The sequence below is a fragment of the Streptomyces sp. NPDC101234 genome (assembly GCF_044767525.1).
GTDB lineage: Bacteria > Actinomycetota > Actinomycetes > Streptomycetales > Streptomycetaceae > Streptomyces > Streptomyces sasae.
The window spans coordinates 55,711-81,076 of record NZ_JBIWOA010000038.1 but is presented as its reverse complement, the minus strand read 5'-3'; the positions used below and the strand labels follow the sequence as shown (position 1 = coordinate 81,076).

Annotated in this window: 23 protein-coding genes; 12 read left to right on the top strand and 11 right to left on the bottom strand. The window is 70.3% G+C overall.

What is annotated here, in order from left to right; all coding sequences use genetic code 11:
- Nucleotides 1-64 precede the first annotated feature (64 nt).
- Both ACIRR9_RS45120 and ACIRR9_RS45115 read left to right on the top strand, forming a co-directional pair.
- Complete coding sequence (locus ACIRR9_RS45120) at nt 65-1,525, top strand: aldehyde dehydrogenase family protein (RefSeq protein ID WP_403764788.1); 1,461 nt, start codon at nt 65-67, stop codon at nt 1,523-1,525.
- Nucleotides 1,526-1,634: 109 nt separating this feature from the next.
- On the top strand, nt 1,635-2,171 hold the full coding sequence (locus tag ACIRR9_RS45115; RefSeq protein ID WP_403764786.1) for a DinB family protein: 537 nt from the start codon (nt 1,635-1,637) through the stop codon (nt 2,169-2,171).
- A gap of 6 nt (nt 2,172-2,177) precedes the next feature.
- Here the strand turns inward: ACIRR9_RS45115 and ACIRR9_RS45110 are convergent, their stop codons facing one another.
- Nucleotides 2,178-3,587, bottom strand: coding sequence for a glutamate decarboxylase (locus tag ACIRR9_RS45110; protein WP_403764784.1), 1,410 nt, complete (start codon nt 3,585-3,587; stop codon nt 2,178-2,180).
- 31 nt (nt 3,588-3,618) lie between these two features.
- Entirely contained in the window at nt 3,619-4,905 is a 1,287-nt protein-coding gene (locus ACIRR9_RS45105) for an ion channel protein (RefSeq protein ID WP_403764782.1), read from the bottom strand.
- A gap of 113 nt (nt 4,906-5,018) precedes the next feature.
- Here ACIRR9_RS45105 and ACIRR9_RS45100 point away from each other — a divergent pair, with 113 nt between their 5' ends.
- Entirely contained in the window at nt 5,019-5,780 is a 762-nt protein-coding gene (locus ACIRR9_RS45100; RefSeq protein ID WP_365338633.1) for a MerR family transcriptional regulator, read from the top strand.
- Between the two features lie 12 nt (nt 5,781-5,792).
- On the opposite strand, the gene ACIRR9_RS45095 is transcribed toward ACIRR9_RS45100, so the two are convergent.
- A complete protein-coding gene (locus ACIRR9_RS45095) occupies nt 5,793-6,158 on the bottom strand; it encodes a YbjQ family protein (RefSeq protein ID WP_365338631.1) in 366 nt (121 codons plus the stop codon).
- A gap of 156 nt (nt 6,159-6,314) precedes the next feature.
- Here ACIRR9_RS45095 and ACIRR9_RS45090 point away from each other — a divergent pair, with 156 nt between their 5' ends.
- Nucleotides 6,315-7,241 (top strand): DedA family protein, encoded by a 927-nt coding sequence (locus ACIRR9_RS45090; RefSeq protein ID WP_403764819.1) that lies wholly within the window; start codon nt 6,315-6,317, stop codon nt 7,239-7,241.
- A gap of 124 nt (nt 7,242-7,365) precedes the next feature.
- Here ACIRR9_RS45090 and ACIRR9_RS45085 read toward each other — a convergent pair whose 3' ends face one another.
- On the bottom strand, nt 7,366-9,021 hold the full coding sequence (locus ACIRR9_RS45085; protein ID WP_403764779.1) for a threonine/serine exporter ThrE family protein: 1,656 nt from the start codon (nt 9,019-9,021) through the stop codon (nt 7,366-7,368).
- Nucleotides 9,022-9,150: 129 nt separating this feature from the next.
- Nucleotides 9,151-9,642, bottom strand: a complete 492-nt coding sequence (locus tag ACIRR9_RS45080; protein WP_046730908.1) for an inorganic diphosphatase — start codon at nt 9,640-9,642, stop codon at nt 9,151-9,153.
- A 124-nt stretch (nt 9,643-9,766) separates the two neighbouring features.
- Between ACIRR9_RS45080 and dacB the strand changes: the two genes are divergently transcribed.
- The 6 genes from dacB (at nt 9,767) to folE (ending at nt 17,513) form a co-directional block, all read left to right on the top strand.
- Nucleotides 9,767-11,398 carry a D-alanyl-D-alanine carboxypeptidase/D-alanyl-D-alanine-endopeptidase gene (gene dacB, locus ACIRR9_RS45075; RefSeq protein WP_403764817.1) on the top strand — a complete coding sequence of 544 codons (1,632 nt, stop codon included), beginning with the start codon at nt 9,767-9,769 and terminating at the stop codon, nt 11,396-11,398.
- A 78-nt stretch (nt 11,399-11,476) separates the two neighbouring features.
- Nucleotides 11,477-12,610 carry a zinc-dependent metalloprotease gene (locus ACIRR9_RS45070; protein ID WP_316780070.1) on the top strand — a complete coding sequence of 378 codons (1,134 nt, stop codon included), beginning with the start codon at nt 11,477-11,479 and terminating at the stop codon, nt 12,608-12,610.
- A 192-nt stretch (nt 12,611-12,802) separates the two neighbouring features.
- On the top strand, nt 12,803-13,897 hold the full coding sequence (tilS, locus tag ACIRR9_RS45065) for a tRNA lysidine(34) synthetase TilS (RefSeq protein WP_403764777.1): 1,095 nt from the start codon (nt 12,803-12,805) through the stop codon (nt 13,895-13,897).
- A gap of 66 nt (nt 13,898-13,963) precedes the next feature.
- The gene (gene hpt, locus ACIRR9_RS45060; protein ID WP_123981585.1) at nt 13,964-14,524 is read left to right on the top strand and encodes a hypoxanthine phosphoribosyltransferase; all 561 of its coding nucleotides are present in this window, start codon (nt 13,964-13,966) and stop codon (nt 14,522-14,524) included.
- A 209-nt stretch (nt 14,525-14,733) separates the two neighbouring features.
- Complete coding sequence (ftsH, locus tag ACIRR9_RS45055; protein WP_403764775.1) at nt 14,734-16,773, top strand: ATP-dependent zinc metalloprotease FtsH; 2,040 nt, start codon at nt 14,734-14,736, stop codon at nt 16,771-16,773.
- Nucleotides 16,774-16,907: 134 nt separating this feature from the next.
- Nucleotides 16,908-17,513, top strand: a complete 606-nt coding sequence (gene folE / locus ACIRR9_RS45050) for a GTP cyclohydrolase I FolE (protein WP_384483346.1) — start codon at nt 16,908-16,910, stop codon at nt 17,511-17,513.
- Nucleotides 17,514-17,525: 12 nt separating this feature from the next.
- On the opposite strand, the gene ACIRR9_RS45045 is transcribed toward folE, so the two are convergent.
- From ACIRR9_RS45045 to ACIRR9_RS45020, 6 genes are all read right to left on the bottom strand, one after another.
- A complete protein-coding gene (locus ACIRR9_RS45045; protein WP_123975255.1) occupies nt 17,526-18,011 on the bottom strand; it encodes a DUF3180 domain-containing protein in 486 nt (161 codons plus the stop codon).
- A 50-nt stretch (nt 18,012-18,061) separates the two neighbouring features.
- Complete coding sequence (folK, locus tag ACIRR9_RS45040) at nt 18,062-18,673, bottom strand: 2-amino-4-hydroxy-6-hydroxymethyldihydropteridine diphosphokinase (protein ID WP_365338621.1); 612 nt, start codon at nt 18,671-18,673, stop codon at nt 18,062-18,064.
- Complete coding sequence (folB, locus tag ACIRR9_RS45035) at nt 18,670-19,029, bottom strand: dihydroneopterin aldolase (protein ID WP_365338619.1); 360 nt, start codon at nt 19,027-19,029, stop codon at nt 18,670-18,672. Before folB ends, folK begins: the two co-directional genes overlap by 4 nt.
- Nucleotides 19,030-19,325: 296 nt before the next feature.
- Complete coding sequence (locus ACIRR9_RS45030) at nt 19,326-19,829, bottom strand: nuclear transport factor 2 family protein (protein ID WP_365338617.1); 504 nt, start codon at nt 19,827-19,829, stop codon at nt 19,326-19,328.
- Nucleotides 19,826-20,740, bottom strand: a complete 915-nt coding sequence (gene folP, locus ACIRR9_RS45025) for a dihydropteroate synthase (RefSeq protein ID WP_365338615.1) — start codon at nt 20,738-20,740, stop codon at nt 19,826-19,828. Before folP ends, ACIRR9_RS45030 begins: the two co-directional genes overlap by 4 nt.
- Nucleotides 20,741-20,840: 100 nt before the next feature.
- A complete protein-coding gene (locus tag ACIRR9_RS45020) occupies nt 20,841-22,652 on the bottom strand; it encodes a phosphatidylglycerol lysyltransferase domain-containing protein (protein ID WP_403764771.1) in 1,812 nt (603 codons plus the stop codon).
- Between the two features lie 223 nt (nt 22,653-22,875).
- Here ACIRR9_RS45020 and ACIRR9_RS45015 point away from each other — a divergent pair, with 223 nt between their 5' ends.
- Entirely contained in the window at nt 22,876-24,003 is a 1,128-nt protein-coding gene (locus ACIRR9_RS45015; protein WP_403764769.1) for an alpha/beta hydrolase, read from the top strand.
- Nucleotides 24,004-24,100: 97 nt separating this feature from the next.
- Nucleotides 24,101-25,309 carry a hypothetical protein gene (locus ACIRR9_RS45010; RefSeq protein ID WP_403764767.1) on the top strand — a complete coding sequence of 403 codons (1,209 nt, stop codon included), beginning with the start codon at nt 24,101-24,103 and terminating at the stop codon, nt 25,307-25,309.
- Nucleotides 25,310-25,366: the final 57 nt, after the last annotated feature.

Genomic DNA, 25,366 nt, shown 5'->3' with positions numbered 1-25,366 from the left:
TGATGTGGGTGTGGACCGGGTGTCCGCATCGACTGCCGTCGCAGCAGGGGATCGAGGGATCACATTGTCGTCCTATTTCACCGACCTGGCCCAGCAGTACATCGACGGTGAGTGGCGCCCGGGGACCGGTTCCTGGGACATCATCGACTTCAACCCGTACGACGGCGAGAAGCTGGCGTCGATCACCATAGCCGCGGTCGAGGAGATAGATCAGGCCTACCAGGCCGCCGCGCGCGCCCAGAAGGAGTGGGCCGCCACCAACCCCTACGCCCGCCGTGCCGTCTTCGAGAAGGCCCTGCGCCTCATCGAGGAGCGCGAGGCGGAGATCACCGAGGCGATCATCGCGGAGCTCGGCGGCACGCATCTGAAGGCCGGCTTCGAACTCCACCTCGCCAAGGAGTTCCTGCGCGAGTCGATCCAGTGGGCGCTGCGCCCCGAGGGCCGGATCCTGCCCTCGCCGGTGGACGGCAAGGAGAACCGCGTCTACCGCGTGCCGGTCGGTGTCGTGGGCGTGATCAGCCCCTTCAACTTCCCCTTCCTGCTGTCGATCAAGTCGGTCGCCCCGGCGCTCGCGGTCGGCAACGCCGTGGTCCTCAAGCCGCACCAGAACACCCCCATCGTGGGTGGCACCCTGGTCGCGAAGATCTTCGAGGACGCGGGTCTGCCGGGCGGACTGCTCAACGTGGTCGTCACCGACATCGCGGAGATCGGCGACGCCTTCATCGAGCACCCGATCCCCAAGGTCATCTCCTTCACCGGCTCCGACAAGGTCGGCCGGCACGTGGCCACCGTCTGCGCCTCGCTCTTCAAGCGCTCGGTGCTCGAACTGGGCGGCAACAGCGCGATCGTGGTCCTCGACGACGCCGACATCGACTACGCGGTCGACGCGGCGGTCTTCAGCCGGTACGTCCACCAGGGCCAGGTCTGCATGGCCGCCAACCGCGTGCTGGTGGACCGCTCGATCGCGGACGTCTTCACCGAGAAGTTCGTCGCCAAGGTGCGCACCCTCAAGTCCGGCGACCCGCGCGACCCGCAGACCATCATCGGCCCGGTGATCAACTCCCAGCAGGCGGAGTCGATTTCGGCCACCGTAGAGCAGGCCGTCGCCGAGGGCGGCACGGCCCTGCTGCACGGCACCACCACCGACAACCTGGTCGAGCCCTCGGTCCTCACCGGCGTCCCCGCCGGCTCCGACCTGCTCCGCCAGGAGGTCTTCGGCCCGGTCGCCTTCCTCATCCCCTTCGACGGCGAGGAGGAGGCCGTACGCATCGTCAACGACACCCCGTACGGCCTGAGCGGCGCCGTCCACACCGGGGACATCGAGCGGGGCGTGGCCTTCGCCAAGCAGATCGACACCGGCATGTTCCACGTCAACGACGGCACCGTCCACGACGAGCCCCTCGTCCCCTTCGGCGGCGAGAAGCACTCCGGCATCGGCCGCCTGAACGGCGAGACGACCCTGGAGGCCTTCACCACCCTGAAGTGGATCTCGGTACAGCACGGCCGGAGCGGCTTCCCGTTCTGACCGGGAAACCCGGTTCGGCGGCCCGGGCCCTTTAGGACGCCACCTGTCCTAAAGGGCCCGTAGCTTCGGTCGTGTCAGGGAAACACGACCCGAGGAAAGGCGGCCGACCATGGTCACCCACGTTCCCGCGGAAGCACAGGGCGACGAGCGCGGAGCACTGCTCTCCTTCATCGAGGAACAGCGCGGCGGTATCCGCCGGGCGCTGCTCGGCCTGACCGACGAGCAGGCGGCGAGCAAGCCCAGCGCGAGCGAGCTGTCACTGTCCGGCCTGCTCAAGCATGTCGCCGAGGTCGAGCAGAGCTGGATCGCCCGCGCCAAGCAGGAACCGCCGGCCACCGAGCGCGACCAGTCGAACTGGCACGAGACCTTCCAGCTGGTCGGCGACGAGACGGTGGCCTCCCAACTCGCCTACTGGGAGCAGGTCGCCGCCGAGACCGAGAAGTTCATCCGCTCGGTCCCCAGCCTCGATGACAGCTTCCCGCTCCCCAAGGCCCCCTGGTTCCCGGAGGGCAGCGTCTCCATGCGCTGGGTCTGCCTCCACCTGATCCGCGAGACCGCCCGGCACGCGGGCCACGCCGACATCATCCGCGAGTCCCTGGACGGCAAGACGGCCTTCGAGCTGGTGGAACTGGAGCGGGCCTCCTAGCGGCCCCTAGTGGTGGAAGCCGGTCGCCGCCTCCTTGTCCCGGATCAACGGATGCGGCTGGCGGCGCAGTTCGGGGAGCAGCCGGGTCAGGTCCGCCAGGAACAGCTCGGCCAGGTCCTTCGAGAAGCCGTTGCGGCACACCACCCGCAGCACGGACAGGTCCTCCCGGTTCGCCGGGAAGGTGTACGCGGGCACCAGCCAGCCGCTCTCGCGCAGCCGCCGGGAGACGTCGAAGACGTCGTACGACGTCACGTGGTCGGCGGTGGTGAAGGCGAACACGGGAAGCTCGTCGCCCCTGGTCAGCAGCCGGAAGTCGCCGAGAGCCCCGATGCGTTCGGCGAGCCCGGTGGCCACGTCCCGCGAGCACTGCTGCACCGCGCGGTAGCCGTCCCGGCCGAGCCGCAGGAACGTGTAGTACTGCGCGACCACCTGGGCGCCGGGGCGGGAGAAGTTGAGGGCGAAGGTGGGCATGTCGCCGCCCAGGTAGTTGACCCGGAAGACGAGTTCCTCGGGCAGCGCCTCCTTGTCCCGCCACAGCGCCCAGCCGACGCCCGGGTAGACCAGGCCGTACTTGTGCCCCGAGGTGTTGATCGACGACACGCGCGGGAGGCGGAAGTCCCACACCAGGTCCTCGTCGAGGAAGGGCGCGATCATCCCGCCCGAGGCGCCGTCCACATGGACCGGGACGTCGATCCCGGTGCGCTCCTGAAGGGCGTCCAGGGCCGCGCAGAGGTCGGCGATCGGCTCGTACGACCCGTCGAAGGTGGAGCCGAGGATGCCGACGACCCCGATGGTGTTCTCGTCGCACAGGTCGGCGGCGGCCTGCGGGTCGAGGTGGTAGCGGTCGCCGTCCATGGGGACGAACCGGGCCTCCACCTCCCAGAAGTTGCAGAACTTCTCCCAGCAGACCTGCACGTTGATGCCCATGATCAGGTTCGGGCGCGCAGAGCCCGGATAGCGGTCGGCGTTGCGCTGCATCCAGCGGCGCTTCAGCGCCATTCCGGCCAGCATGCAGGCCTCGCTGGAACCGGTCGTCGAACAGCCGATGGCGGCGGCCGGATCCGGCGCGTTCCACAGGTCGGCGAGCATCACCACACAGCGCCGCTCCAGTTCGGCGGTGCGCGGGTACTCGTCCTTGTCGATCATGTTCTTGTCCGTGCACTCCGCCATCAGGTGCCCGGCCTGCGGTTCCATCCAGGTGGTGACGAAGGTGGCCAGATTCAGCCGTGCGTTGCCGTCCAGCATCAGCTCGTCATGGACCAGTTGATACGCGGTCGTGGGCGGCAGCGGGGTGTCCGGCAGCCGGTGTGTGGGCGGGGCCTCGGCCATGCCGCCGACCGGGTTCGCCTCACCGAAGAACGGGTTGACGGACAGCGGTCGTTCCTGGTGCTTCTCGGAACCTTTGTGGAGCGGCATGAGTGGTGCCTCCTGGGAGTTTTCACAAGGGTCAGCGCAGGGCCGTACCGTCCGCCCGCAACTGCATCTTCGGCCGACCGGTCACCAGCAGCCAGGCCGGGAGCGACGCCGTGCACAGCAGGGCGAGCATCACCGGCGAGGCCACGAGCACCGCGGCCGTGAACAGGCTCACCCAGCCCTGCCGGGTGACGGCCAACAGCATGCCCAATACACCTGCCGCCACGCCCACCGAGGGCTGGACGGCGGGCACCAGGGCGTGGGCGCACAGCCCGAGGGCGGCGCCGATGAAAACCGAGGGAAAGATCCGGCCACCGCGGAAACCGCAGGCGGCGGCCACCAGCAGTGCGGTCAGTTTGACGACCGTCATCACGGCGAACTGCCCGGCCGTCCAGCCCTCCGGGTTCTTCGCCAGGTCCCCGACCTCGTCCAGCCCCTTGAAGAGCGTCAGGGGGCCGCCCAGTGCCCCCAGAAGGCCGAGGACGACCCCGCCGGCCGGAAGGATCAGCATGGGGTGCCTCAGGCGCCCGAAGGCTGAGTGGACGTACGGGAAGGCGTAGACCGCGCACATGCCGAGCAGCGCGGCCGCGGGGGCGATCACCAGGACCGACAGCAGGTCGGGCCAGCGGGTCCGGGTGAGCACGGGCAGACCGATGTCGAGGGACGGACGGGCCACCAGGGCGGTCGTCATCGAGCCCGCTCCGGCGGCCGCCAGCGGCCCGAAGAGGTTGTCCCACAGCGCTCCCTTCAGCGGCTTCCCGGCCAGCGCCTCGGAGATCACCAGGGCCGCCCCCACCGGTGTCCCGAACAGCGCGCCCAGCGTCGCCGCGTCGGCCAGCGCGGGCCACAGCGAGCCCGGCAGCCGGGGCATCGCGAGGCGCCCCAGCCACAGTGCGAGCCCGACGTTGACGGCGATCAGCGGGTTCTCGGGGCCGAGGCTCGGCCCGCCCGCCAGCATCAGTACGGTCGCCAGCACCAGGCCCGGCAGCACGGCCGGCGGCAGCGCCACCGCCTCCAGGCCCAGGGTGGCCGGATCGGGTCCCGCGTGCCCCGGCACCTTCCACACCACCAGCCCCACCGCGATCCCGGTCCCGGTCAGCATCACCAGCATCCACAGCACCGAGTACCGCCCGATGCCCAGCGCGTCCGGCAGGTTGTGCCACAGCACGTTCTGCAACCGTCCGGCCAGCGAGCTCACCAGCACGAACAGCAGGCTGCTGCAGACGCCGACGATCACGGAGGGCAGGATCAGCGGCAGCAGGGCACGCGCGGGGGCCGCGGGCGGGGTGGGGAGCGCCTGCTGCGCGGTGTCCTGGGCCACGGGCCCACCATAAGCGGGCAAAACAGACACAACATCCTGAAGGCTGCCGAGTGGAACGGGCTTGCACCTCACGCGGCGTGAGGCCCCAGGGTGGAGCGCGGAAAGGAGCGGAAGTGAGCTACTCCATAGGACAGGTCGCCGGATTCGCCGGGGTCACCGTGCGCACCCTGCACCACTACGACGAGATCGGCCTGCTGGTCCCGGGCGGGCGCAGCACCGCCGGGCACCGGCGCTACGGCGACGCCGACCTCGACCGGCTCCAGCGGATCCTGTTCTACCGGGAGCTCGGCTTCCCGCTCGACGAGGTCGCGGTCCTGCTCGACGATCCGGACGCGGACCCGCGCGCACACCTGCGCCGGCAGCACGACCTGCTGACCGCCCGGATCGAGAAGCTGCAGAAGATGGCCGAGGCCGTGGAGCACGCCATGGAGGCACGCAGAATGGGCATCAACCTCACCCCCGAGGAACGCTTCGAGGTCTTCGGCGACAAGGACCCGGACCAGTACGCCGAGGAGGCCGAGCAGCGCTGGGGCGGCACCGAGGCCTACGCCGAGTCGCAGCGCCGCGCGGCCCGCTACACCAAGGCCGACTGGCAGCGCATGAAGGCCGAGGTCGACGACTGGAGCGAGCGTTACGCCGCCCTGGTGGCCGAGGCCGAGCCGCCGGCCGGTGAACGGGCCATGGACATGGCCGAGGAACACCGCCTGCACATCTCGGCATGGTTCTACGACTGCCCGTACGACATGCACCGCGGCCTCGGCGAGATGTACATCGCCGACGAGCGTTTCAAGGCGTTCTACGACGCGATGGCACCGGGCCTGGCCGAGCACCTGAAGGAGGCCATCGACGCGAACGCCGCACGGCACACCGCCTGACCGGGCCCTCGGCTACTGCTTGTCGATGACGACGGCGGTGCCGTACGCGCACACCTCGGTCCCCGCGTCCGCCGCCTCGGTCACGTCGAACCGGAAGGCCAGCACGGCGTTGGCACCACGCGCGCGTGCCTGCTCGACCAGCCGCTCCATGGCCTGGTTGCGGGTCTGCACGAGCGTTTTCGTCAGGCCCCTCAGCTCACCGCCGATCATCGACTTCAGGCCCGCGCCGATCTGGCTGCCCAGGTGCCGGGAGCGCACGGTCAGCCCGAAGACCTCGCCGATGACCTCCCGCACCCGGTACCCGGGAACGTCGTTCGTGGTGACCACCAGCACATCGGACTGGGGTCCCTGACCGCCGCCGTACTCCTCGATGCCCATGTCCACAGCCTTTCCCCAGGCCGGCCACAGTGCATCCTGGATCCACCGGTGGAACCTGGGACGGACACATTCCGTTGATAGCTTTGTGCGCCCGCACAAGGAACGCGTAGTGCCCTCACCCCTCAGGAGCCCGGAACCGTGACGACCGGAACCGCGATGACGCTCGCCCTCGGCCCGAGCTGGATGGATCCGAACAACCTTCTCGACTCGTTCGGCATCTGGGGCCTGCTCCTGGTCGTCTTCGCCGAGTCCGGACTCCTGATCGGTTTCTTCCTCCCGGGTGACTCCCTCCTGTTCACCTGCGGCCTGCTGATCACCTCGCACCAGATGGACTTCCCCCTGTGGGGCGCCGTCGCCCTGATCTGCGTCGCCGCGGTCCTCGGCGACCAGGCGGGCTTCATGTTCGGCAAGAAGGTCGGCCCGTCGCTCTTCAACCGCCCGGACTCCCGCCTCTTCAAGCAGGAGAACGTCGAGAAAGCGCACGAGTTCTTCGAGAAGTACGGCCCGAAGTCCCTGGTCCTGGCCCGCTTCGTGCCCGTGATCCGCACGTTCACGCCGATCATCGCCGGCGTCAGCGGCATGAAGTACCGCTCGTTCCTGACGTTCAACGTCATCGGCGGTGTCCTCTGGGGCGCCGGCGTCACCCTGCTCGGCTCCTGGCTCGGCAAGATCGACTTCGTCAAGAACAACATCGAGGCGATCCTGATACTGATCGTCCTCGTCTCGGTCGTCCCGATCGCCATCGAGTTCCTGCGGGCCCGCTCGAAGAGCAAGAAGGCGGCGGCGCAGGAACCGCTCCAGCAGCACCCGACGCACCCGGCGCCCCCGGCTGCCCCGGTGATGGACGACGCGACGACCCAGCTCCGCAGGATCGAGCCGACCTACGAGCAGCCGCAGCAGCAGTACGTCCCGCAGCAGCCCCAGCAGCAGTACGGCCAGCAGCAGTACGGGCAGCAGCAACAGCAGTACGGGCAGCAGCAGCCGTACTACGGCCAGAACGGTTACGACCAGGGCGGCTACAGCCAGAACGGCTACGGCCAGCAGCAGTACCCGTACAACGAGGACCACTACCAAGCGCCGTGAGGTGACGCGCCCCTTCAGGGGCGCGCGGGGCTGTATTGAATTTGCGGCTACCGCCGCGTGGGCGCGAGCAACCACACACGACCCGCAGCCGCCGTCCCGGCCGAGGTCCCTGCCCAGTAGGCGCTCAGAAACCCCTCGTCCGCTTCGCGGCGCGCCGCTTCCCCGCCGACCCCACCCGCAGGGTCAACCGGGAGATCTCCGACCCCAGGTTGACCCCGATGGCGATCGCCATGGCCAAGGACGCCGCCTTGGCCAGCGACACCAGCCCCTTGTCGACCTCGTTCTGAGCCATCGACAGCAGCCCGAAATAGGTCGCCGACCCGGGCAGCAGCGGCCCGATCGCCGCCGTCGTGTACGGCAGTGCGGAAGCGAACCGGAACCGGGACAGCAGCTGCCCGAACAACCCCACGAGCCCCGCCGCGACGGCCGTGGAGGCGACCGGTGAGATACCCCCGGTGTAGTGCATCGCACCGTAGACCGACCACGCCACACCGCCGTTGAGGGTGACGGCCAGCACGGTGGATCGTTCCTGCTGGAGCAGCACCGCGAAGGTCAGCGACAGCACCATCGACGCGGCGATCTGGATCAGCGGACGCTCGGAGACGCCGAGCGCCACATCGGGGTTGAGGCTGCCGCCGAGCTTCACTCCGAAGTAAAGGATCGTCAGCACCCCGATGACGATGCCGACGAAGAAGTACATGACCTCCAGCAGCCGCGCGGACGCGGTGATGTAGAAGCCGGTCAGCCCGTCCTGGACACCCGCGACCAGCGCCCGTCCGGGCAGCAGCGCGAACAGCCCACCGGTGACGACGGCGGACGCCGCGACGTCGACGTGGGCGAGCGAGAACCCGACCCCGATCGCGGCCGGCGGCATCGCGGCGATCATGAACTGGTAGAACTCCGGCAGCCCCCGCCCCGCGCACAGCCACGCCAGCCGGTCGCCGAGCATCGCGCCGATCGCGGCCGCGACGAACACGAGGAAGTCACCGCCGACCAGCACGGAGGCGGCCCCGGCGAGCAGCCCGCTCGCGGCGGTCAGCGCCCAGCCGGGGTACGGGTGCCGGTTGCGGCGGATCACCGCGAGCCGCCGGTAGGCCTCCTCCAGGGAGACATGGGCCTCAGGGTCGGTGAGGTCGTCCACGAGCCGGAAGACGGCCGCGAGGCGCGTGTAGTCGGTCCCGCGCCGCCGCACCGTCCGGGACGCGGTCACGGGGTCTTCGACGAGCGAGGGCTGGTAGGAGATGGCGAGCAGCGTGAAGGTGACGTTCGGCTCGCACCGGTCGAGGCCGTAGGAGCGGCAGACCGCGAACATCGCGGCCTCCACGTCCTCCGCGCCCTCGCCGCCCGCCAGCAGCAACTCACCGATACGCAGCGTCAGGTCGAGCACGCGCGGGACGGCGGGACCGCCCTCCTCGGCCTTCGGCACCGGCTCCAGCGCCGGCCGCTCGGCCACCGGCATGCGCAGCATCGTGCGCATCCGGTCCTGCCAGGGCGCGTCCTTGACCAGACTGACGGCGGGAAACCCGGAGGCGGGCGTGAAGACGGGCGGGGCGTCGTGGGCGCTGTAGGTGCTCGGCACGCTGAACGCCGACCCCTCCGGTTCGCCCCCGACCGGCTGCGGCGCCGCCAGGCCCTTCGGCACGGCGAACTCGGACGTGGTCTCCGGCTCGGCGTCGCCCTCGGGGACCGCGATGCCCTCCGGAACGGCGAACTCGGACGTGATCTCCGGGTCGTACCGTGCCTCGTCCGACCGGGGCTTGCGGTCCTCCGCCTCCGTCACCGTCGTAACGCTCCCTGAACGACATCTCTACGTAGGGCTCAGTATGAGCATGGCCGCCCGGCGGACACGAAAAACGGGCCCCACGCGTGCGTGCGGCCCGTCTCCCGGTTACGGCATACCGGGGTGGTCTCAGTGACCGCCCTGCTCCTTGAAGCGCTTGTACGACCGCTCGATCTCGACCTCGGCGTCGGTGCGGCCCACCCAGTTGGCGCCCTCGACGGACTTGCCGGGCTCCAGGTCCTTGTAGACCTCGAAGAAGTGCTGGATCTCCAGGCGGTCGAACTCCGACACGTGGTGGATGTCGCGCAGGTGCTCCACCCGCGGGTCGGTGGCCGGAACGCACAGCAGCTTGTCGTCGCCGCCGGCCTCGTCCGTCATCCGGAACATGCCGATGGCGCGGCACTTGATCAGGCAGCCCGGGAACGTCGGCTCGTCCAGGATGACCAGCGCGTCCAGCGGGTCGCCGTCCTCGCCGAGAGTGTTCTCGACGAAGCCGTAGTCGGTCGGGTAGGCGGTCGAGGTGAAGAGACGACGGTCGAGGCGGATCCGACCGGTCTCGTGGTCCACCTCGTACTTGTTCCGCGAACCCTTCGGGATCTCGATCGTGACGTCGAACTCCACCGGTGGCTCCTCCATGATCAACACATAGTTCTGGTGGTTAAGTGTCCCTCACGCTGGTGTGTGATCGCGAAAGGGGCTGGTGGTCGTGCCAGAGCTGAGGCCGTGGCAGTCCGCGAAACCGCATATGCGGAAGATCGCGGGTGCCGTGCGACCGCGTCTGGCACGCCTTGCGACCGCCACGAAACCGCAGGTCAAACGGTTGAGTGGGGCAGTGGGGCCGCAGCTCGCACGCGTCACGCGCGCGACCGGACCCCGGCTGGCCACCCTGGTCCGCCTCCCTCGTGCCCCTCGCCCTCCTCGGCTTCGGACCCTCAGGACCTGGCAGTACACCGCGGGCGCCGCCACGGCCGGGCTCGCGCTGGCCGCCGGTGTGGTGACCGCGGCGGGCCCCTGGGACGCCGACGGTCAGCGTACGGCCGAGCGGGACCGGGCCGCCGCCCTGGAGCGGACGGGTGGCGCAGATCACGGCTCCGGTGCGGACTCCGTCACAGCCGACGGCGAGCCCAGCCCCGCCCCCAGCGCCGGATCCGTCCTGACGGGCCTGGGCGCGGCCATGAACACCGTGAAGTCGGCGCCCACCGGAACGGCCGCCGGAACCTCCGGAACGGCCCTCACGGGCGTTCTGGGGCCCCTCCTGGGCGCCTCGGCGCTCGGCACCACCCGTACCGCCGTGGTCGTCGACGTGGCCACCGGCAGGCGCCTCTACGGCACCGGCGCCGACACGCCCCTCACACCCGCCTCCACCACCAAGATCGCCACCGCCGTCGCCGCCCTCTCCGCCCTCGGCCCCGACCACCGCTTCACCACGCGCGTGGCCCTCGAACCCGGCACCAGGGAGGTCGTCCTGGTCGGCGGCGGCGACCCCACCCTCACCGCCCGCCAGAACGCGGACGGCTGGGCCGGTCTGCGCACTCTGGCCGCCCAGACGGCCAAAGCGCTGACCACGCGCGGCATCAGGCAGATCACGCTCTCGTACGACACCACGCTCTACACCGGCCCCGACCTGCACCCCATCGGCGTCAACGACAACCTCACGCGCGTGAGCCCCCTCATGGCCGACGAGGGCCGCACCGACGGCTCCAGCAACGGCCCGGCGGCCCGGGTGAGCGATCCGGCGGCCGACGCGGCGCAGAAGTTCGCGGGCTTCCTCGCGGACGCCGGCATCAAGACCTCGTCCCCCGGCACCTCCAAGGCGAGCGGCCGGGCCGCCACCCTCGCCACCGTCTCCTCGCCCCCGCTGTCCTCGATCGTCGAACGCATGCTGACCAACAGCGACAACGACATCGCCGAGGCCCTGGCCCGCCAGACCGCGCTGGCGAGCGGCCGGCCGGCGAGCTTCGACGGCGGAGCGGCCGCCATCGACGCCCAGCTCACCAGGCTGGGGCTGCCGATGACCGGCGCCGCCTTCCACGACGGCAGCGGCCTCAACCGCGACGACCGGCTCACGGCGGACCTCCTCACCGCCCTCCTCGCCAAGGCCGCCGACGCGGACCGGCCGGGCCTGCGCCCGGTCCTCACCGGACTCCCCGTGGCCGGCTTCACGGGCACCCTGACCAGCCGGTACACGAACGGCGCGGCAGGCTTCGTACGCGCCAAGACCGGCACCCTGACCGGCGTCAACACCCTTGCGGGCACCGTCGTCGACAAGGACGGCCGCCTGCTGGCCTTCGCTTTCCTGACGTCCAACACGACGAACCCGGAGGCGGCCCAGGAGGCACTGGACCGGACGGCGACGGCCCTGGCGGGCTGCGGCTGACGTACCGCCACGCGCCCCTCCCGCACCGCGAATCCCCATGGCCTGCCCCAAGTGGGACCGCTCACGTACGGTTGACGCATGACGAGCATCGGTGGCGCTGCTTCTTCAGGGATGGTCGACTGGAATCTCGCGGTGGCGACCGCGACCCGGCTCGTGCGGCCGGGCCCCGAGGTGAGCCGCGACGAGGCCCGGGCCATCGTCGCGGAGCTGCGACGGCACGCGAAGGCGTCGGAGGAGCACGTCCGGGGTTTCACCCGGATGGGGACCGACGACGTCCACGACACACCCGTCCTGGTGGTGGACAGGCCCGGCTGGGTGAAGGCGAACGTCGCCGGGTTCCGGGAACTCCTCAAACCGCTGCTCGACAAGATGCAGGAGCGGCGGGCCGGCACCCCGGGCGGCGCGGTCCTCGGCGCGGTCGGCGGCAAGGTCACCGGCGTGGAACTCGGCATGCTGCTGTCGTTCCTGTCCTCCCGGGTCCTCGGCCAGTACGAGACCTTCGCCCCAGCCTCCCGCGACCTCCCGGCGGACGAGCACGGCGGCGGCCGACTGCTGCTCGTCGCCCCGAACATCGTCCACGTGGAGCGCGAACTCGACGTCAAGCCCCACGACTTCCGCCTGTGGGTGTGCCTGCACGAGGAGACGCACCGCACCCAGTTCTCGGCGGTGCCCTGGCTGCGCGCCCACCTGGAGGGCGAGATCCAGTCGTTCCTGCAGGAGACCGACGTCGACCCGATGACCGTCCTGGAGCGCATCCGCGACGCCGCCCAGTCCCTCGCCGGGAGCCGCCCCGAGGCCGAGGAGGACGACGGCGGACGGTCGTTCGTCGAACTGGTGCAGACCCCCGCCCAGCGCGAGATCCTCGGCCGGCTCACCGCCGTCATGTCCCTCCTCGAGGGCCATGCCGACTTCGTCATGGACGGCGTGGGACCCGCGGTCGTACCGACCGTCGCCGAGATCCGCGAGAAGTTCCAGCAGCGGCGCGCCAAGGGTGCCTCCCGGCTGGACATGACCCTGCGCAAACTGCTCGGCCTGGACGCCAAACTCCGGCAGTACCGCGACGGGGAACGCTTCGTGCGGGCCGTCGTCGACCAGGTCGGCATGGACGGCTTCAACCGGGTGTGGACCTCCCCGAACACCCTGCCGACCAAGGCGGAGATCGCCAAACCGGCGGACTGGGTCGCGCGGGTGCACCGCAAGGCCGAGTCGTGAACCGGTCGAGCCGTGGTGGAACGTAATCCGGCCTACGGCAGGCGAACGCCCCGCCAATCACCCGTCCGAGGGACCGTGAGCGATGGGTAGGCGTGCAATGCTCGGGGAACGGCCCGTTTCTGTCACCATCGACACACTCTGAGTGACCGGCATCGGGCTCACCCCCCGAAAACTTCATGAAGGGAACCGGACATGGGTCCCCATCCTGCGGTCGCGGCGATACGCCTGGCGGTCCGCCGCGTACTCCACGACATCCTCACCGACCACAACCGCCACAGCCGCACCACCGGTGAACGCGCCGGTGGACGCATCGGCGGGCGCCTCGTACGCCCCATCGGAGACATCCCGGAGCAGACCCCGAACGAGCGGACCCCCTCCCCGCTCGTCCTCGTGGCGTGCTCGGGCGGCGCCGACTCCATGGCGCTCGCCTCCGCCCTCGCCTTCGAGGCCCCCAAGCTCGGCATCCGGGCGGGCGGCATCACCGTCGACCACGGGCTGCAGGCCGGTTCCGACCTGCGCGCCGAGGAGGTCGCCGTGCGGCTGCGTGAACTGGGTCTCGATCCGGTCGAGTCGATCACCGTGACCGTCGGCCGCGACGGCGGACCCGAGGCGGCCGCCCGCGACGCCCGCTACGCCGCCCTGGACGCCGCCCTCGAACGGCACGGCGGCGCCGCGATCCTGCTCGGCCACACCAGGGACGACCAGGCCGAGACCGTCCTGCTCGGCCTCGCCCGCGGCTCCGGTATCCGCTCCCTGTCCGGAATGGCCGCGGTCTCGGGGGCCGGCGGCCGTTACCGCCGCCCCTTCCTCCAGCTGGACCGGCAGACCGCCCGCAAGGCCTGCATGGTCCAGTCGCTCCCCGTCTGGGACGATCCTCACAACGCGGACCCCGCCTACACCCGCTCCCGGCTCCGCCACGAGGGCCTGCCCGCCCTGGAGAAGGCCCTGGGCAAGGGCGTCGTCGAGGCCCTCGCCCGCACCGCCCAGCTCTCCCGCGACGACGCCGACGCCCTCGACACCTGGGCCAGCCAGGCCGAGGCCTCCGTACGGGACGCCGCGGGCCTGCTGGAGTGCGCCAAGCTCTACGCCCTGCCCCCGGCCGTGCGCCGCCGGATCCTGCGCCGCGCCGCCATCGAGGCGGGCGCGCCGGCCGGTTCCCTGTTCGCCCGGCACATCGAGGAAGTCGACCGGCTGATCACCGGCTGGCGCGGCCAGGGAGCCATCAATCTCCCGGGCAAAGTCGTCGCCCAGCGTCAGGGTGGCAGACTGGTGATTCGGCAAGGCTGAATCCCGACCTCCCGGAGGGCTCCTCCGACGAGGTGGGTAGGCCGGTGGGACGACCGACCGAAAGTGATGCGGGTGGACGCGAAAGACATGGGTGCCGACCTCCAGGCGGTGCTCATCACCAAGGAAGAGATCGACGCGAAGCTGGTCGAGCTGGCCGCGAAGATCGACGCGGAGTACGCGGGCAAGGACCTGCTCATCGTCGGTGTCCTCAAGGGCGCCGTGATGGTCATGGCGGACCTCGCCCGGGCGCTGTCCACCCCCGTCACCATGGACTGGATGGCCGTGTCCTCCTACGGCGCGGGCACCCAGTCCTCCGGTGTGGTGCGGATCCTCAAGGACCTCGACACCGACATCAAGGGCCGGCACGTCCTGATCGTCGAGGACATCATCGACTCCGGCCTGACCCTGTCCTGGCTGATCAACAACCTCGGCTCCCGTGAGCCCGAGTCCCTGAAGATCTGCACCCTGCTGCGCAAGCCCGACGCGGCCAAGGTGGCCATCGACGTCGAGTGGGTCGGCTTCGACATCCCCAACGAGTTCGTCGTCGGCTACGGTCTCGACTACGCCGAGAAGTACCGCAATCTCCCGTTCGTCGGTACGCTCGCGCCTCACGTCTACGGCGGCTGAACCCCGGCTGATACGCCGGAGGGTCCACTTACGTAAGACGATCGGGAACCCCAGCGGGTTTCGCGCCGTTGGAGCATGCAGAGACGGGTTTTGCCAGCCGTCCGAGCCGCTCCGTGCGGCTTCGGGCACTCATGCTGGGGTACCGTCAGAAGAACTGTCTTATCAAACTCACTATGGCAGGAGGGACGGGGCGACACCGCTCCGTATGGATGGACGTGAAGCGATACTTCCGTGGGCCGGTCATGTGGATCGTGCTGGCCGTCCTTGCCGTGGTCGTGTTGATGCAGGTCGTCGGCTCGTCCGGCGGCTACAAGACGGTGGACACCGGCCAGGTCGTGGCGGCGATCAATGACAACAGGGTGGCATCGGCGAAGCTGACCACCGGTGACGAGCAGACCATCAAGGTCACGCTCAAGAGTGGCGAGAAGGTCGACGGCAGCTCGAAGATCCAGGCGAGCTACATCGGCGACCAGGGCGTGGCCATCGCCAACACGCTGCAGGGCAAGTTCCAGGACAAGCAGATCCCCGACGGTTACACCGTCTCGCCGACCAAGCAGAACGCTTTCGTCGGTGTCCTGCTCTCCCTGCTCCCCTTCGTCCTCATCGTGGTCGTCTTCCTGTTCCTGATGAATCAGATGCAGGGTGGCGGCTCCCGGGTCATGAACTTCGGCAAGTCCAAGGCGAAGCTCATCACCAAGGACACCCCGAAGACGACCTTCGCGGACGTCGCGGGCTGTGACGAGGCCGTCGAGGAGCTCCACGAGATCAAGGAATTCCTCCAGGAGCCGGCGAAGTTCCAGGCCGTCGGCGCCAAGATCCCCAAGGGCGTGCTCCTCTACGGCCGTCCCGGTACCGGCAAGACGCTGCTCGCGCGTGCCGTCGCCGGCGAGGCCGGAGTCCCCTTCTACTCGATCTCCGGTTCCGACTTCGTCGAGATGTTCGTCGGTGTCGGTGCCTCCCGTGTCCGCGACCTCTTCGAGCAGGCCAAGGCGAACGCCCCGGCGATCGTCTTCGTCGACGAGATCGACGCGGTCGGCCGCCACCGCGGCGCCGGCCTCGGCGGCGGTCACGACGAGCGCGAGCAGACACTGAACCAGCTGCTCGTCGAGATGGACGGCTTCGACGTCAAGGGCGGCGTGATCCTCATCGCCGCGACGAACCGGCCCGACATCCTCGACCCGGCCCTTCTGCGGCCCGGCCGCTTCGACCGCCAGATCGCGGTCGACCCGCCGGACCTGCAGGGCCGTCTGGAGATCCTCAAGGTCCACCAGAAGGGCAAGCCGGTCGCGCCCGACGTCGACCTCGCGGCGGTCGCCCGCCGCACGCCGGGCTTCACCGGCGCGGACCTGTCGAACGTGCTGAACGAGGCGGCGCTGCTCACGGCCCGCAGCGACCGCAAGCTCATCGACAACCAGATGCTCGACGAGGCGATCGACCGCGTGGTCGCGGGCCCGCAGAAGCGGACCCGGATCATGTCGGACAAGGAGAAGAAGATCACCGCGTACCACGAGGGCGGACACGCCCTGGTCGCGGCGGCCTCTCCGAACTCCGACCCGGTCCACAAGATCACGATCTTGTCCCGCGGCCGTGCCCTCGGCTACACGATGGTCCTGCCGGACGAGGACAAGTACTCGACCACGCGCAACGAGATGCTCGACCAGCTCGCCTACATGCTGGGCGGCCGCGCGGCCGAGGAACTGGTCTTCCACGACCCGACCACGGGTGCCGCGAACGACATCGAGAAGGCCACGACCACCGCTCGCGCGATGGTCACGCAGTACGGCATGACCGAGCGTCTCGGCGCGATCAAGTTCGGCGGCGACAACACCGAGCCCTTCCTCGGCCGTGAGATGTCCCACCAGCGTGACTACTCGGAAGAGGTCGCCGCTCTGGTGGACGAGGAAGTCAAGAAGCTCATCGAGAACGCGCACAACGAGGCCTGGGAGATCCTGGTCGAGAACCGCGACGTGCTCGACAACCTGGTGCTCCAGCTCCTGGAGAAGGAGACCCTGGGCAAGGAGGAGATCGCCGAGATCTTCTCGGCGCTCCACAAGCGGCCCGCACGGCCCGCCTGGACCGGCTCCTCCCGCCGCACGCCGTCCACCCGCCCGCCGGTGCTCTCCCCCAGGGAGCTCGCACTGACCAACGGGGCGAACGGCGCGACGCCGGCGATCAGCACGGTGAAGTCCACGGCGGCCGAGTCCGCCCCGGTGACCGAGACGGCCCCCGAGGACCGTCCCGAGAGCTGATCCCGCAGGCCTCACCAGGCCCGGAATGGATGCCGCGCCCCCCAGGATCTAGCCTGGGGGGCGCGGCATTTCGGTATGCCCGCATATGAGGCACGTGGTCCACACGCGCCCATCCGACGGAACGAGGCACCCAGATGACCGACCCCGTGACCCTGGACGGCGAGGGCACCATCGGCGAGTTCGACGAGAAGCGCGCCGAGAACGCCGTACGCGAACTCCTGATCGCGGTCGGCGAGGACCCGGACCGCGAGGGGCTCCGGGAGACTCCGGCGCGGGTGGCCCGGGCGTATCGCGAGCTGTTGGCCGGGAACTACCAGGAACCCGAAGAGGTCCTGACGACGACGTTCGATCTCGGGCATGACGAGATGGTCCTGGTGAAGGACATCGAAATCGTTTCGTTGTGTGAACATCACATGCTGCCGTTCCACGGCGTGGCCCATGTCGGCTACATCCCCGCGGAGACCGGCAAGATCACGGGCCTGTCGAAGCTCGCCCGGCTGGTCGAGGTGTTCGCCCGCCGTCTGCAGGTGCAGGAACGACTCACCACGCAGGTCGCGGACTCGCTCATGCGGATCCTGGAAGCCCGGGGCGTGATCGTCGTGGTGGAGGCCGAGCACATGTGCATGTCGGTGCGCGGGATCCGCAAGCCGGGCGCCAAGACGACGACGTCGGCGGTACGCGGCCAGCTCCGGGATGCCACGACCCGGGCCGAGGCGATGAGCCTGATACTGGCGCGCTGAGATCCCAGGGGGTCAGGCGACCGGCTCGGCCCCGCTGTGGTTGTCGTCGTCCTCCGGGAGTTTGCAGACGCGCTCCAGGAACATCGCCGCCGCTATGACGCCGATGCCGGCCACGACCGAGAACGCGGCGTAGAGGGCCTGGTCGCGGCGGGTGGGGAGGTCGAGGAGTTCCAGGAGGAAGACGCCCGTGCCGCCGTACATGCCGGCGACCAGAGCCGCGACCAGGGCGCTGGCCTGGCCGAAGACCACCGCGCGGGCGGCCATCAGAGGGTCGACGCCCTTCGCTCCCGGGCGGCGCTCGCGCTGGGCCTTGAGGCGGGCGCGCAGCGAGAGCGCCGTGGAGAGCAGGACCACGGCGATCAGGGCCAGCACGATGGGGGCGGCCACCGGCACATTGGGCAGGGTTCCCACCGAGTTCCACAGGCGGGCGGCCGCCCAGGACAGCACCCCGGCCACGACGAACACGCCGGCCAGCACCCTGATCCGCAGCTCTTTCACTGTGTTCCTTCAGCTCCCCCGCAGCGATGTGGTCGTGTCGACCTTAACGACTACTCGGGCAGTCGTAGTTCCAGGTCCGTGCGCGGCTCCACACCGTGCCGGGTGACGAACGCCAGCAACTCCGCCACCGAGCCGCGGCCGGGCAGCTGGGCCTCGGGGTCGACGTCGTACCAGGGGGCGAGCACGAAGGCACGCTCGTGGGCGCGCGGGTGCGGGAGGGTGAGCTGCGGGTCGGCGGAGACCACGTCGGCGTACGCGACGATGTCGACGTCGAGGGTGCGCGGGCCCCAGCGCTCGTCCCGCACCCGGTTGAAGGCCTCCTCGACCGCGTGTGCCCGCTCCAGCAGCGAGGACGGCGGGAGGGTGGTCTTCAGCACCACGACCGCGTTGTAGTACGTCGGCTGGCTGCCGGGCTCGACGCCCCACGGCTCCGTCTCGTACACCGGCGACACGGCCTTGATGCGGACGCCCGGGGTGTCCTCCAGGGCGTCGACGGCGCCCTGGAGGGTCTCCAGGCGGTTGCCGAGGTTGGAGCCGAGGGCGATCACGGCGCGTTTGGGGTTGGACAGGGTGGTGTCGGCGGCGTCGACCTGCTCGACGACGGAGGCGGGCACCGGCTGTACGGTCGGGTCGCTGGGACCCCGCAGGGAGGATGCGGTCATACTCGGCTCCGGGTGATGGTGACGGTGACGTCGTCGAAAGGGACGGTGATGGGCGCGTCGGGCTTGTGGACGCAGACCTCGACCTCTTGTACCCCCTCGTGCTTCAGGCAGGCCTGGGCGATCCGCTCGGCGAGCGTCTCGATCAGGTTCACCGGCTCCCCCTCGACCACGGCCACGACCTCTTCGGCCACGATGCCGTAGTGCACGGTCCTCGTGAGGTCGTCGTCGGCCGCCGCCGGACGGGTGTCCAGGCCAAGGGAGAGGTCCACGATGAAGGTCTGGCCCTCCTCGCGTTCCTTGGGGAAGACACCGTGGTGCCCGCGGGCCCTCAGGCCGCGCAGCGCGACACGATCCACGCGAATCACTCCTGCAATCGTCGGTAACGGCGGGGTCGCACCGCGTGCGGGCGATGGACCGGCCACAGACGAATCTACCTGCGGGCACTGACAGAGCCGGGTCACGAGGCGCGGCCCCCGGCCGGGGGCCGCAGGGTTCATCGCGCGTTTTCCCCGGAGAACCCGGCGGCTTCATGGGCTGGTAGCCGGACCTACCCGTCAGTTCGTGATTCCAACCACTCCTTGCTCCGCGAGTGGGCCGGAGGAGGCAGCAGGAGGCAAAAGGTGCTCGGGAGGAGGTGCTCAGGAGGAGGTGCTCAGGAGGGTGTGTCCTCGTCCTCGTCCTCGTCGGTCTCGGACAGTACGGGGGAGGCGTGGTGGGACCAGAGCTTCCAGCCGTCCGGGGTGCGCCGGAACACGTTCGTGGCGACGACCAGCTGCCCCACGAGCGGGCCGAGCTCCTGGCCGCCCTCGGGGGCCGGGCCGCCGCTCAGGATGTTCTCCGTGCAGGTCACCAGGGCGGTGTCGCCGGTGACGGAGACATGCACATCGGTGAGGAAGAACTGGATGTAGTCGGTGTTCGCCATGATCAGCGCGTACGACCTCAGGACCTCGCCGCGGCCGGTCAGCACCGGCCAGCCCGGGTGCACGCACGAGATCACTCCGGTGTCCGCCGGATCGTGGTACTCCTCGTCGACGCCCAGGTCGGCGGGGGTGAGCCAGAGGCCGGACACCGCCTCGAAGTCGCCGCGCTCCAGCGCCTCGTAGAAGGCGGTGTTGGCGGCCTCGACCTGCTCGACATCGGTGTGTGGGGCGCTCACCGGGCTCCTTCTGCGCCGTTCGGGGTCCGCGCGCCCGGCGCGGCACTCTTCTCGCGCGCTGCCTCTATGGCACGCGCGACCCGCACCGCGTCCGCCGTGGCGCGCACCTCGTGCACGCGCACCGCCCACGCTCCGGCGTGCGCCGCGAGCGCGGAGACGGCGGCCGTCGCCGCGTCGCGCTCCCGGGCCGGCGGGGGTGCCCCCTCGGGCCCGGCCAGGACCCGGCCGAGGAACCGTTTCCGGGAGGCGGCGACGAGCAGCGGGTGGCCCAGGGCGTGCAGCCGGTCGAGGTGGGAGAGGAGGGTGAGGTCGTGCTCGGAGTCCTTGGAGAAGCCGAGGCCGGGGTCGACGACGATCCGGTCGGGGGCGATGCCGCCGGCGAGGACGGCGTCCACGCGCGCGTGCAGTTCGTCGAGGACCTCGGCGACGACGTCGTCGTACACGCCCTTGACGTTGCCGCCCTCCAGGAAGCCGCGCCAGTGCATGACGACGAAGGGGGCGCCCGACTCGGCGACGACGGGGATCATGTCGGGGTCGGCGAGGCCGCCGCTGACGTCGTTGACGAGAGCGGCCCCGGCGGCGAGGGCCTGTGCGGCGACGGAGGCGCGCATGGTGTCGACGGAGACGACGACGCCTTCGGAGGCGAGGCCGCGCACGACGGGGATGACACGGCGCAGTTCCTCGTCCGCGTCGACGCGGGTGGCGCCGGGGCGGGTGGACTCGCCGCCGACGTCGACCAGGTCGGCGCCCTCGGCGACGAGGTCGAGGCCGTGCTTGACGGCGATCGTCGTGTCGAACCAGCGGCCGCCGTCGGAGAAGGAGTCGGGGGTGACGTTCACGACCCCCATGACCGCGCACCGGTCCCATCCCGGAAGCCCTGTCACCTGGCCACGTCCGCTGTGGTTGCTCATACGTTCAGCGTAGGCCCCGGGCCGGGGGCCGCGGTCGTGCGGCCCGAGCGGAGCCCCCGGGCTGGAGGGGGAGGGCGTCCGCTCGGGCCCGTCGGCGGGGTCAGGCCGCCCGTACCTCGTGCTCGGCCACCTGGTGCGGGCAGGGGCGGGGGGCCGGGGCGTTGCGGCGCAGGAAGCGCGGCAGCGGAAGGGCGAGGTTGACGAAGCCCTCGGCCTGCATGGCGGCCAGGCCGATGCGCGGGAGGTCGCCGGAGGCCCGGTAGACCACGAAGCGCGGCTCCCAGCGGGGCTGGAACTTGGCGTTGAACTTGTACAGGGACTCGATCTGGAACCAGCGGGACAGGAAGACCAGCAGTCCGCGCCAGGCGCGCAGCACCGGGCCCGCGCCGATCTTCTCGCCCCGTGCGAGCGCCGAGCGGAACATCGCGAAGTTGAGGGAGATCTTGGTGATGCCGAGCTTCGGGGACGCCTGGAGGGCGGCCACGATGAGCAGTTCGTTCATGCCGGGGTCGGCCGCGCGGTCCCGCCGCATCAGGTCCAGGGAGACACCGTCGGTGCCCCAGGGGACGAAGTGCAGGATCGCCTTGAGGTCGCCGTAGGGGCCGGGCTGGTCGTCGGCCTTGTGGGCGGTGGCGATCAGGCAGTCACCGTCGGCGGCGTCCCCTATGCGGCCCAGGGCCATCGAGAAGCCGCGCTCGGTGTCGGTGCCGCGCCAGTCCTCGGCGGCCCGCCGGATGCGGTCCAGCTCGGCCTCCCCGAGGTCACGGATACGCCGTACCCGGGTTTCGTAGCCGGCCCGCTCGATGCGCTTGACCATCTGGCGCACGTTGCGCATCGCGCGTCCGGCGAGTGAGAAATCCGCTACGTCCACCACCGCCTCGTCGCCCAGTTCGAGCGCGTCCAGGCCGGTCTCGCGGGTCCACACCTCGCCGCCCGTCTCCGAGCAGCCCATGACGGCGGGGGTCCAGGAGTGGGCCTTGGCCTCGTCCATGAAGCGTTCGATGGCGCCGGGCCAGGCCTCGACGTCGCCGATGGGGTCGCCGCTGGCGAGCATCACGCCGGAGACGACGCGGTAGGTGACCGCCGCCTTGCCGCTGGGCGAGAAGACGACCGCCTTGTCGCGGCGGAGCGCGAAGTGGCCGAGGGAGTCGCGGGCGCCGTGCTTCTCCAGCAGGGTGCGCAGCTGGGCCTCGTCCTCCTCGGTGAGGTGCGCGGCGGGGTGCTCGGGGCGGAAGGCCAGGTAGATGGTGGTGACCGCGGTGATCAGGCCGAGCGCGCCGAGCGAGAAGGCGACCGTCCAGGAGGCCGAGCCCTCGTAGTTGACGGGGCCCTCGAAGCCGAACAGGCCGTACAGCACGTGCGTGAGGCGGTCGGCCAGGCTCGGGTCGCCGATGGTGCGCTTCGGATGGGCGCTGACGATCACCAGTCCGAGCGCGAGCGAACCGGCGCTCATGAGTACGAAGTTGGTAAGAGCGCGCCACCGGCTGCGCGGGTCGGGCAGCGCCTTGAACTCGTCGCGGTGGAGCACGAGCGGCACGAACAGCGCCAGCGAGATGAGTGCTCCCACGACGGAGTGCCGGTACACGAACTCCGACACCGCACCGGCCGGCAGGAGCGCGACCGCGGCCCGCCACGCCCGGCGCTTGCGCCGCTTGAGCCCGTGCGCGAGCAGCAGCAACAGCACCCCGACGCTGAGCGAGAGCGCCGCGGCGAACGGCCCGAGCGAACCGGGCAGTACCTCGGCCATGGCGTGCATACGGCTGTGACGGAAGCGCGGGAACACACCCGCCGCGATGTCCAGGACGCCCACGACGGCGCATGCCCGGCCCACCAGAGCGGGAACGGCCTCCGGCCGCGGACCGCGGACTATGCGCCGCGCCCGGCCTGATCGGCTCGGAACCTCGCTCGACATTTCCCCATCTATCCTGACAGACATCGCATCCCGTAGTTCTGCGAGAGACCTTGAATCCGGTGCCGATCGGGCATCCGGCGACATTGCGCCCTCTAGGACGGTGTCTCGGGGGAAGAGGTTCACTCCCCACCGGAAAGCCGGGTCAAAGGCCAGGAAAAGCTCGGGGCAAGTCTCGCTGAAAGCGGTGCTCGCCACGGATGGAAGCGCAGGCAGGAAGCACCTCATGGGTCTCACGAGCAATAAAATGCTGGCGTTGGCGATGTTGTTCGCCGCACTGCTGTTCGTCGGCACGGTGTGGCTGTGGCCTCGCCTGGCCCGCAGAGGCTGGCGGGCCGTCAGCGGCCGTGTCGGTCTTCTGCTGGCCACCCAACTGGCGCTCTTCGCGTGCGTGGGGATAGCGGTCAACCAGGCCTTCGGTTTCTATGCGAGCTGGGGTGACCTGCTCGGTACGGAGACCGACCAGGGCGTCGTCGTCGACCACACACTGGGCGGCCCGCACAGCGGCCCCGTCCGGTTGGTCTCCACGTCCGAGGTGCACGGCATGGGCGGCTCGCTGCCCCGGACGGCCGGTCAGATCCAGCAGGTCGACATCGTCGGCCGTACCACCCACATCGCCACGCCCGCGTACGTGTACCTGCCGCCGGAGTACTTCCAGCCGCAGTACCGCACGCGTACGTTCCCGGTGACGGTCGTCCTCAGCGGCTACCCCGGCACCGCGCTGGCCCTGGTCGACAAGCTGCACTACCCGCGCACGGCGCAGCACCTGGCCAAAGCCGGACAGATGCGGCCGATGATCCTGGTGATGCTGCGGCCCACGGTCGCCCCGCCCCGGGACACCGAGTGCGTGGACGTCCCGCACGGCCCGCAGACCGAGACCTTCTTCGCCAAGGACCTGCCCGACGCCGTGCGTGCCCACTACCGGGTCGGCGGGAGACCGGGCCGTATGGGGATCGTCGGCGACTCGACGGGCGGGTACTGCGCGCTCAAGCTCGCGATGCACCACCCCGACGTGTACGCGGCCGGTGCCGGACTCTCCCCGTCGTACAAGGCACCCCTCGACCCCACGACCGGCGACCTCTTCCAGGGCGACCAGAAACTCAAGAACCGCGCGAACCTGTGGTGGTTCCTCGGGCACGAACCCGCTCCGAACACGTCCCTGCTGGTCAGCAGCAGCAAGATCGGAGAAAAGAACTACAAGGACACACTGAAATTCATAACGCGTGTGCAGGCCACGAACGTCACCCGGATCTCGTCGATCATCCTCGACAGCGGCGGCCACAACTTCAACACCTGGCGCCGTGAGATCCCCGCGACGCTCCAGTGGATCAGCGACCGACTGGGCGATCACTGAACCCCGGAACCGTCGATGCCATACGAAGACTTCGTCGTCGCTGTGTTTTTACGGCCCGGGGCACCACGATTCGCCTACGCGCGGTAAGTTTCTGGCCATGCCACGTGGACGTCACCGTCATTCCCCGCCCTTGCACAGGCTGTTGCCTCCTTCGGCGATCGCCGGTGTCTCCCTCGTCTGCGCTCTCGGCCCCTGGTTGTCCTCCCAACCGACGGTGCTGCGCACCCTGGCCGCGATAGCCGCGGCCACCGCCGCCGTCGGTGCCGCCGTCATGCGCCGCTGGGACAGCGACGCGGGCAAGCAGGTGGCCGACATGTCACGCGCGCGTGCGAGCGACGAGTGGCGTCACGAGGAGCGGATCGCCGAGCTGGAGACCGACCTCGAGGAGTCGCGGGAGCTGCGCACCAAGCTGGAGCAGCGGCTGCGCGCGAAGCGTGCGGAGCTGGCGGGGCTGCGCAACGAGCACGCGTCCCTGCTGCGCCGCTACGCCACCGCCGAGACCGAGCGGGCCAGCGCCCTGGAGGGCCGCCGCCTGCTGGAGATCGAGGCCGCCGAGCCGTCGAACGCGCTGCCGGCCGCCCCGGCCGCAGACGAGGTCGAGGAGGCCGTCGAGGAGCTGACGGTCGAGGAGACGACTCCCGCGGTCTTCTCCCCGGAGGGTTCCAAGCTGTTCCTGCGGGCCAAGGTGGCATTGGCCCGGTTCGACGAAGGCGACGCCCCGGAGGCGGACGCCGAGACCGAGGGCGTGACGGAGACGGCCGTCGAGTCCGAGGCGCCCAAGGGCGAGTCCACGCCGGAGGACGAGGAACAGGGGCAGCCCGAGGCGGCCGACGAGCATGAGCACGCGGCCGCCGTCACCACGGACGAGCCTGCGGACACGGCCCCGGAGGACACCGCGCCTGCGGACACCACCTCTGCGGACAGCGACCCGGCACCGGTGGAGCAGGGCACCCACCCCATGACGGCGCCGTCCGCCAACTCCGTCCAGCCCACGGGGCACTTCACGGTGCCGACCGCGGTGGCCGTGCTGCCGGCCGCGCCCATCCCGCGTCCGCTGGTCACCGGCGGGTTCGACTTCTTCGGCACGCAGAAGGGCGCTTCGTCCGGCGGCCTGGACTCCATGCACAACGAGGACCTCGCGGACGTCGTCGGCCAGGAGGCGCTCGCGCTCCACAAGGCCGAGTCCGAGTCCGAGTTCAAGCCCGCCGCCCCGGGGTCCCGGGGCATCGGCCAGGTCATCGACCTGACCGCACACGACGAGACCGAGCAGATCAACCTCGGCGGCCTGCGCAGCGCGGCGTCCTGAAGCGGCGGCGCGAGTCTGAAGCAGCGCCGCCCCCTGAACACGCGGCGATCCTGAGCC

What these genes read in the sequence shown, in the direction of transcription:
- ACIRR9_RS45090 (WP_403764819.1), top strand. Translation starts at nt 6,315, where the DNA reads ATGACGCTCGCCCTCGGCCCGAGCTGGATGGATCCGAACAACCTTCTC.
- tilS (WP_403764777.1), top strand. Translation starts at nt 12,803, where the DNA reads ATGGGTCCCCATCCTGCGGTCGCGGCGATACGCCTGGCGGTCCGCCGC.
- dacB (WP_403764817.1), top strand. Translation starts at nt 9,767, where the DNA reads ATGCGGAAGATCGCGGGTGCCGTGCGACCGCGTCTGGCACGCCTTGCG.
- folP (WP_365338615.1), bottom strand. Translation starts at nt 20,740, where the DNA reads ATGAGCAACCACAGCGGACGTGGCCAGGTGACAGGGCTTCCGGGATGG.
- ACIRR9_RS45015 (WP_403764769.1), top strand. Translation starts at nt 22,876, where the DNA reads ATGGGTCTCACGAGCAATAAAATGCTGGCGTTGGCGATGTTGTTCGCC.
- ACIRR9_RS45010 (WP_403764767.1), top strand. Translation starts at nt 24,101, where the DNA reads ATGCCACGTGGACGTCACCGTCATTCCCCGCCCTTGCACAGGCTGTTG.
- folE (WP_384483346.1), top strand. Translation starts at nt 16,908, where the DNA reads ATGACCGACCCCGTGACCCTGGACGGCGAGGGCACCATCGGCGAGTTC.
- ACIRR9_RS45020 (WP_403764771.1), bottom strand. Translation starts at nt 22,652, where the DNA reads ATGTCGAGCGAGGTTCCGAGCCGATCAGGCCGGGCGCGGCGCATAGTC.
- ACIRR9_RS45110 (WP_403764784.1), bottom strand. Translation starts at nt 3,587, where the DNA reads ATGCCGCTCCACAAAGGTTCCGAGAAGCACCAGGAACGACCGCTGTCC.
- ACIRR9_RS45095 (WP_365338631.1), bottom strand. Translation starts at nt 6,158, where the DNA reads ATGGGCATCGAGGAGTACGGCGGCGGTCAGGGACCCCAGTCCGATGTG.
- hpt (WP_123981585.1), top strand. Translation starts at nt 13,964, where the DNA reads ATGCGGGTGGACGCGAAAGACATGGGTGCCGACCTCCAGGCGGTGCTC.
- folK (WP_365338621.1), bottom strand. Translation starts at nt 18,673, where the DNA reads ATGACCGCATCCTCCCTGCGGGGTCCCAGCGACCCGACCGTACAGCCG.
- ACIRR9_RS45115 (WP_403764786.1), top strand. Translation starts at nt 1,635, where the DNA reads ATGGTCACCCACGTTCCCGCGGAAGCACAGGGCGACGAGCGCGGAGCA.
- ftsH (WP_403764775.1), top strand. Translation starts at nt 14,734, where the DNA reads ATGGACGTGAAGCGATACTTCCGTGGGCCGGTCATGTGGATCGTGCTG.
- ACIRR9_RS45070 (WP_316780070.1), top strand. Translation starts at nt 11,477, where the DNA reads ATGACGAGCATCGGTGGCGCTGCTTCTTCAGGGATGGTCGACTGGAAT.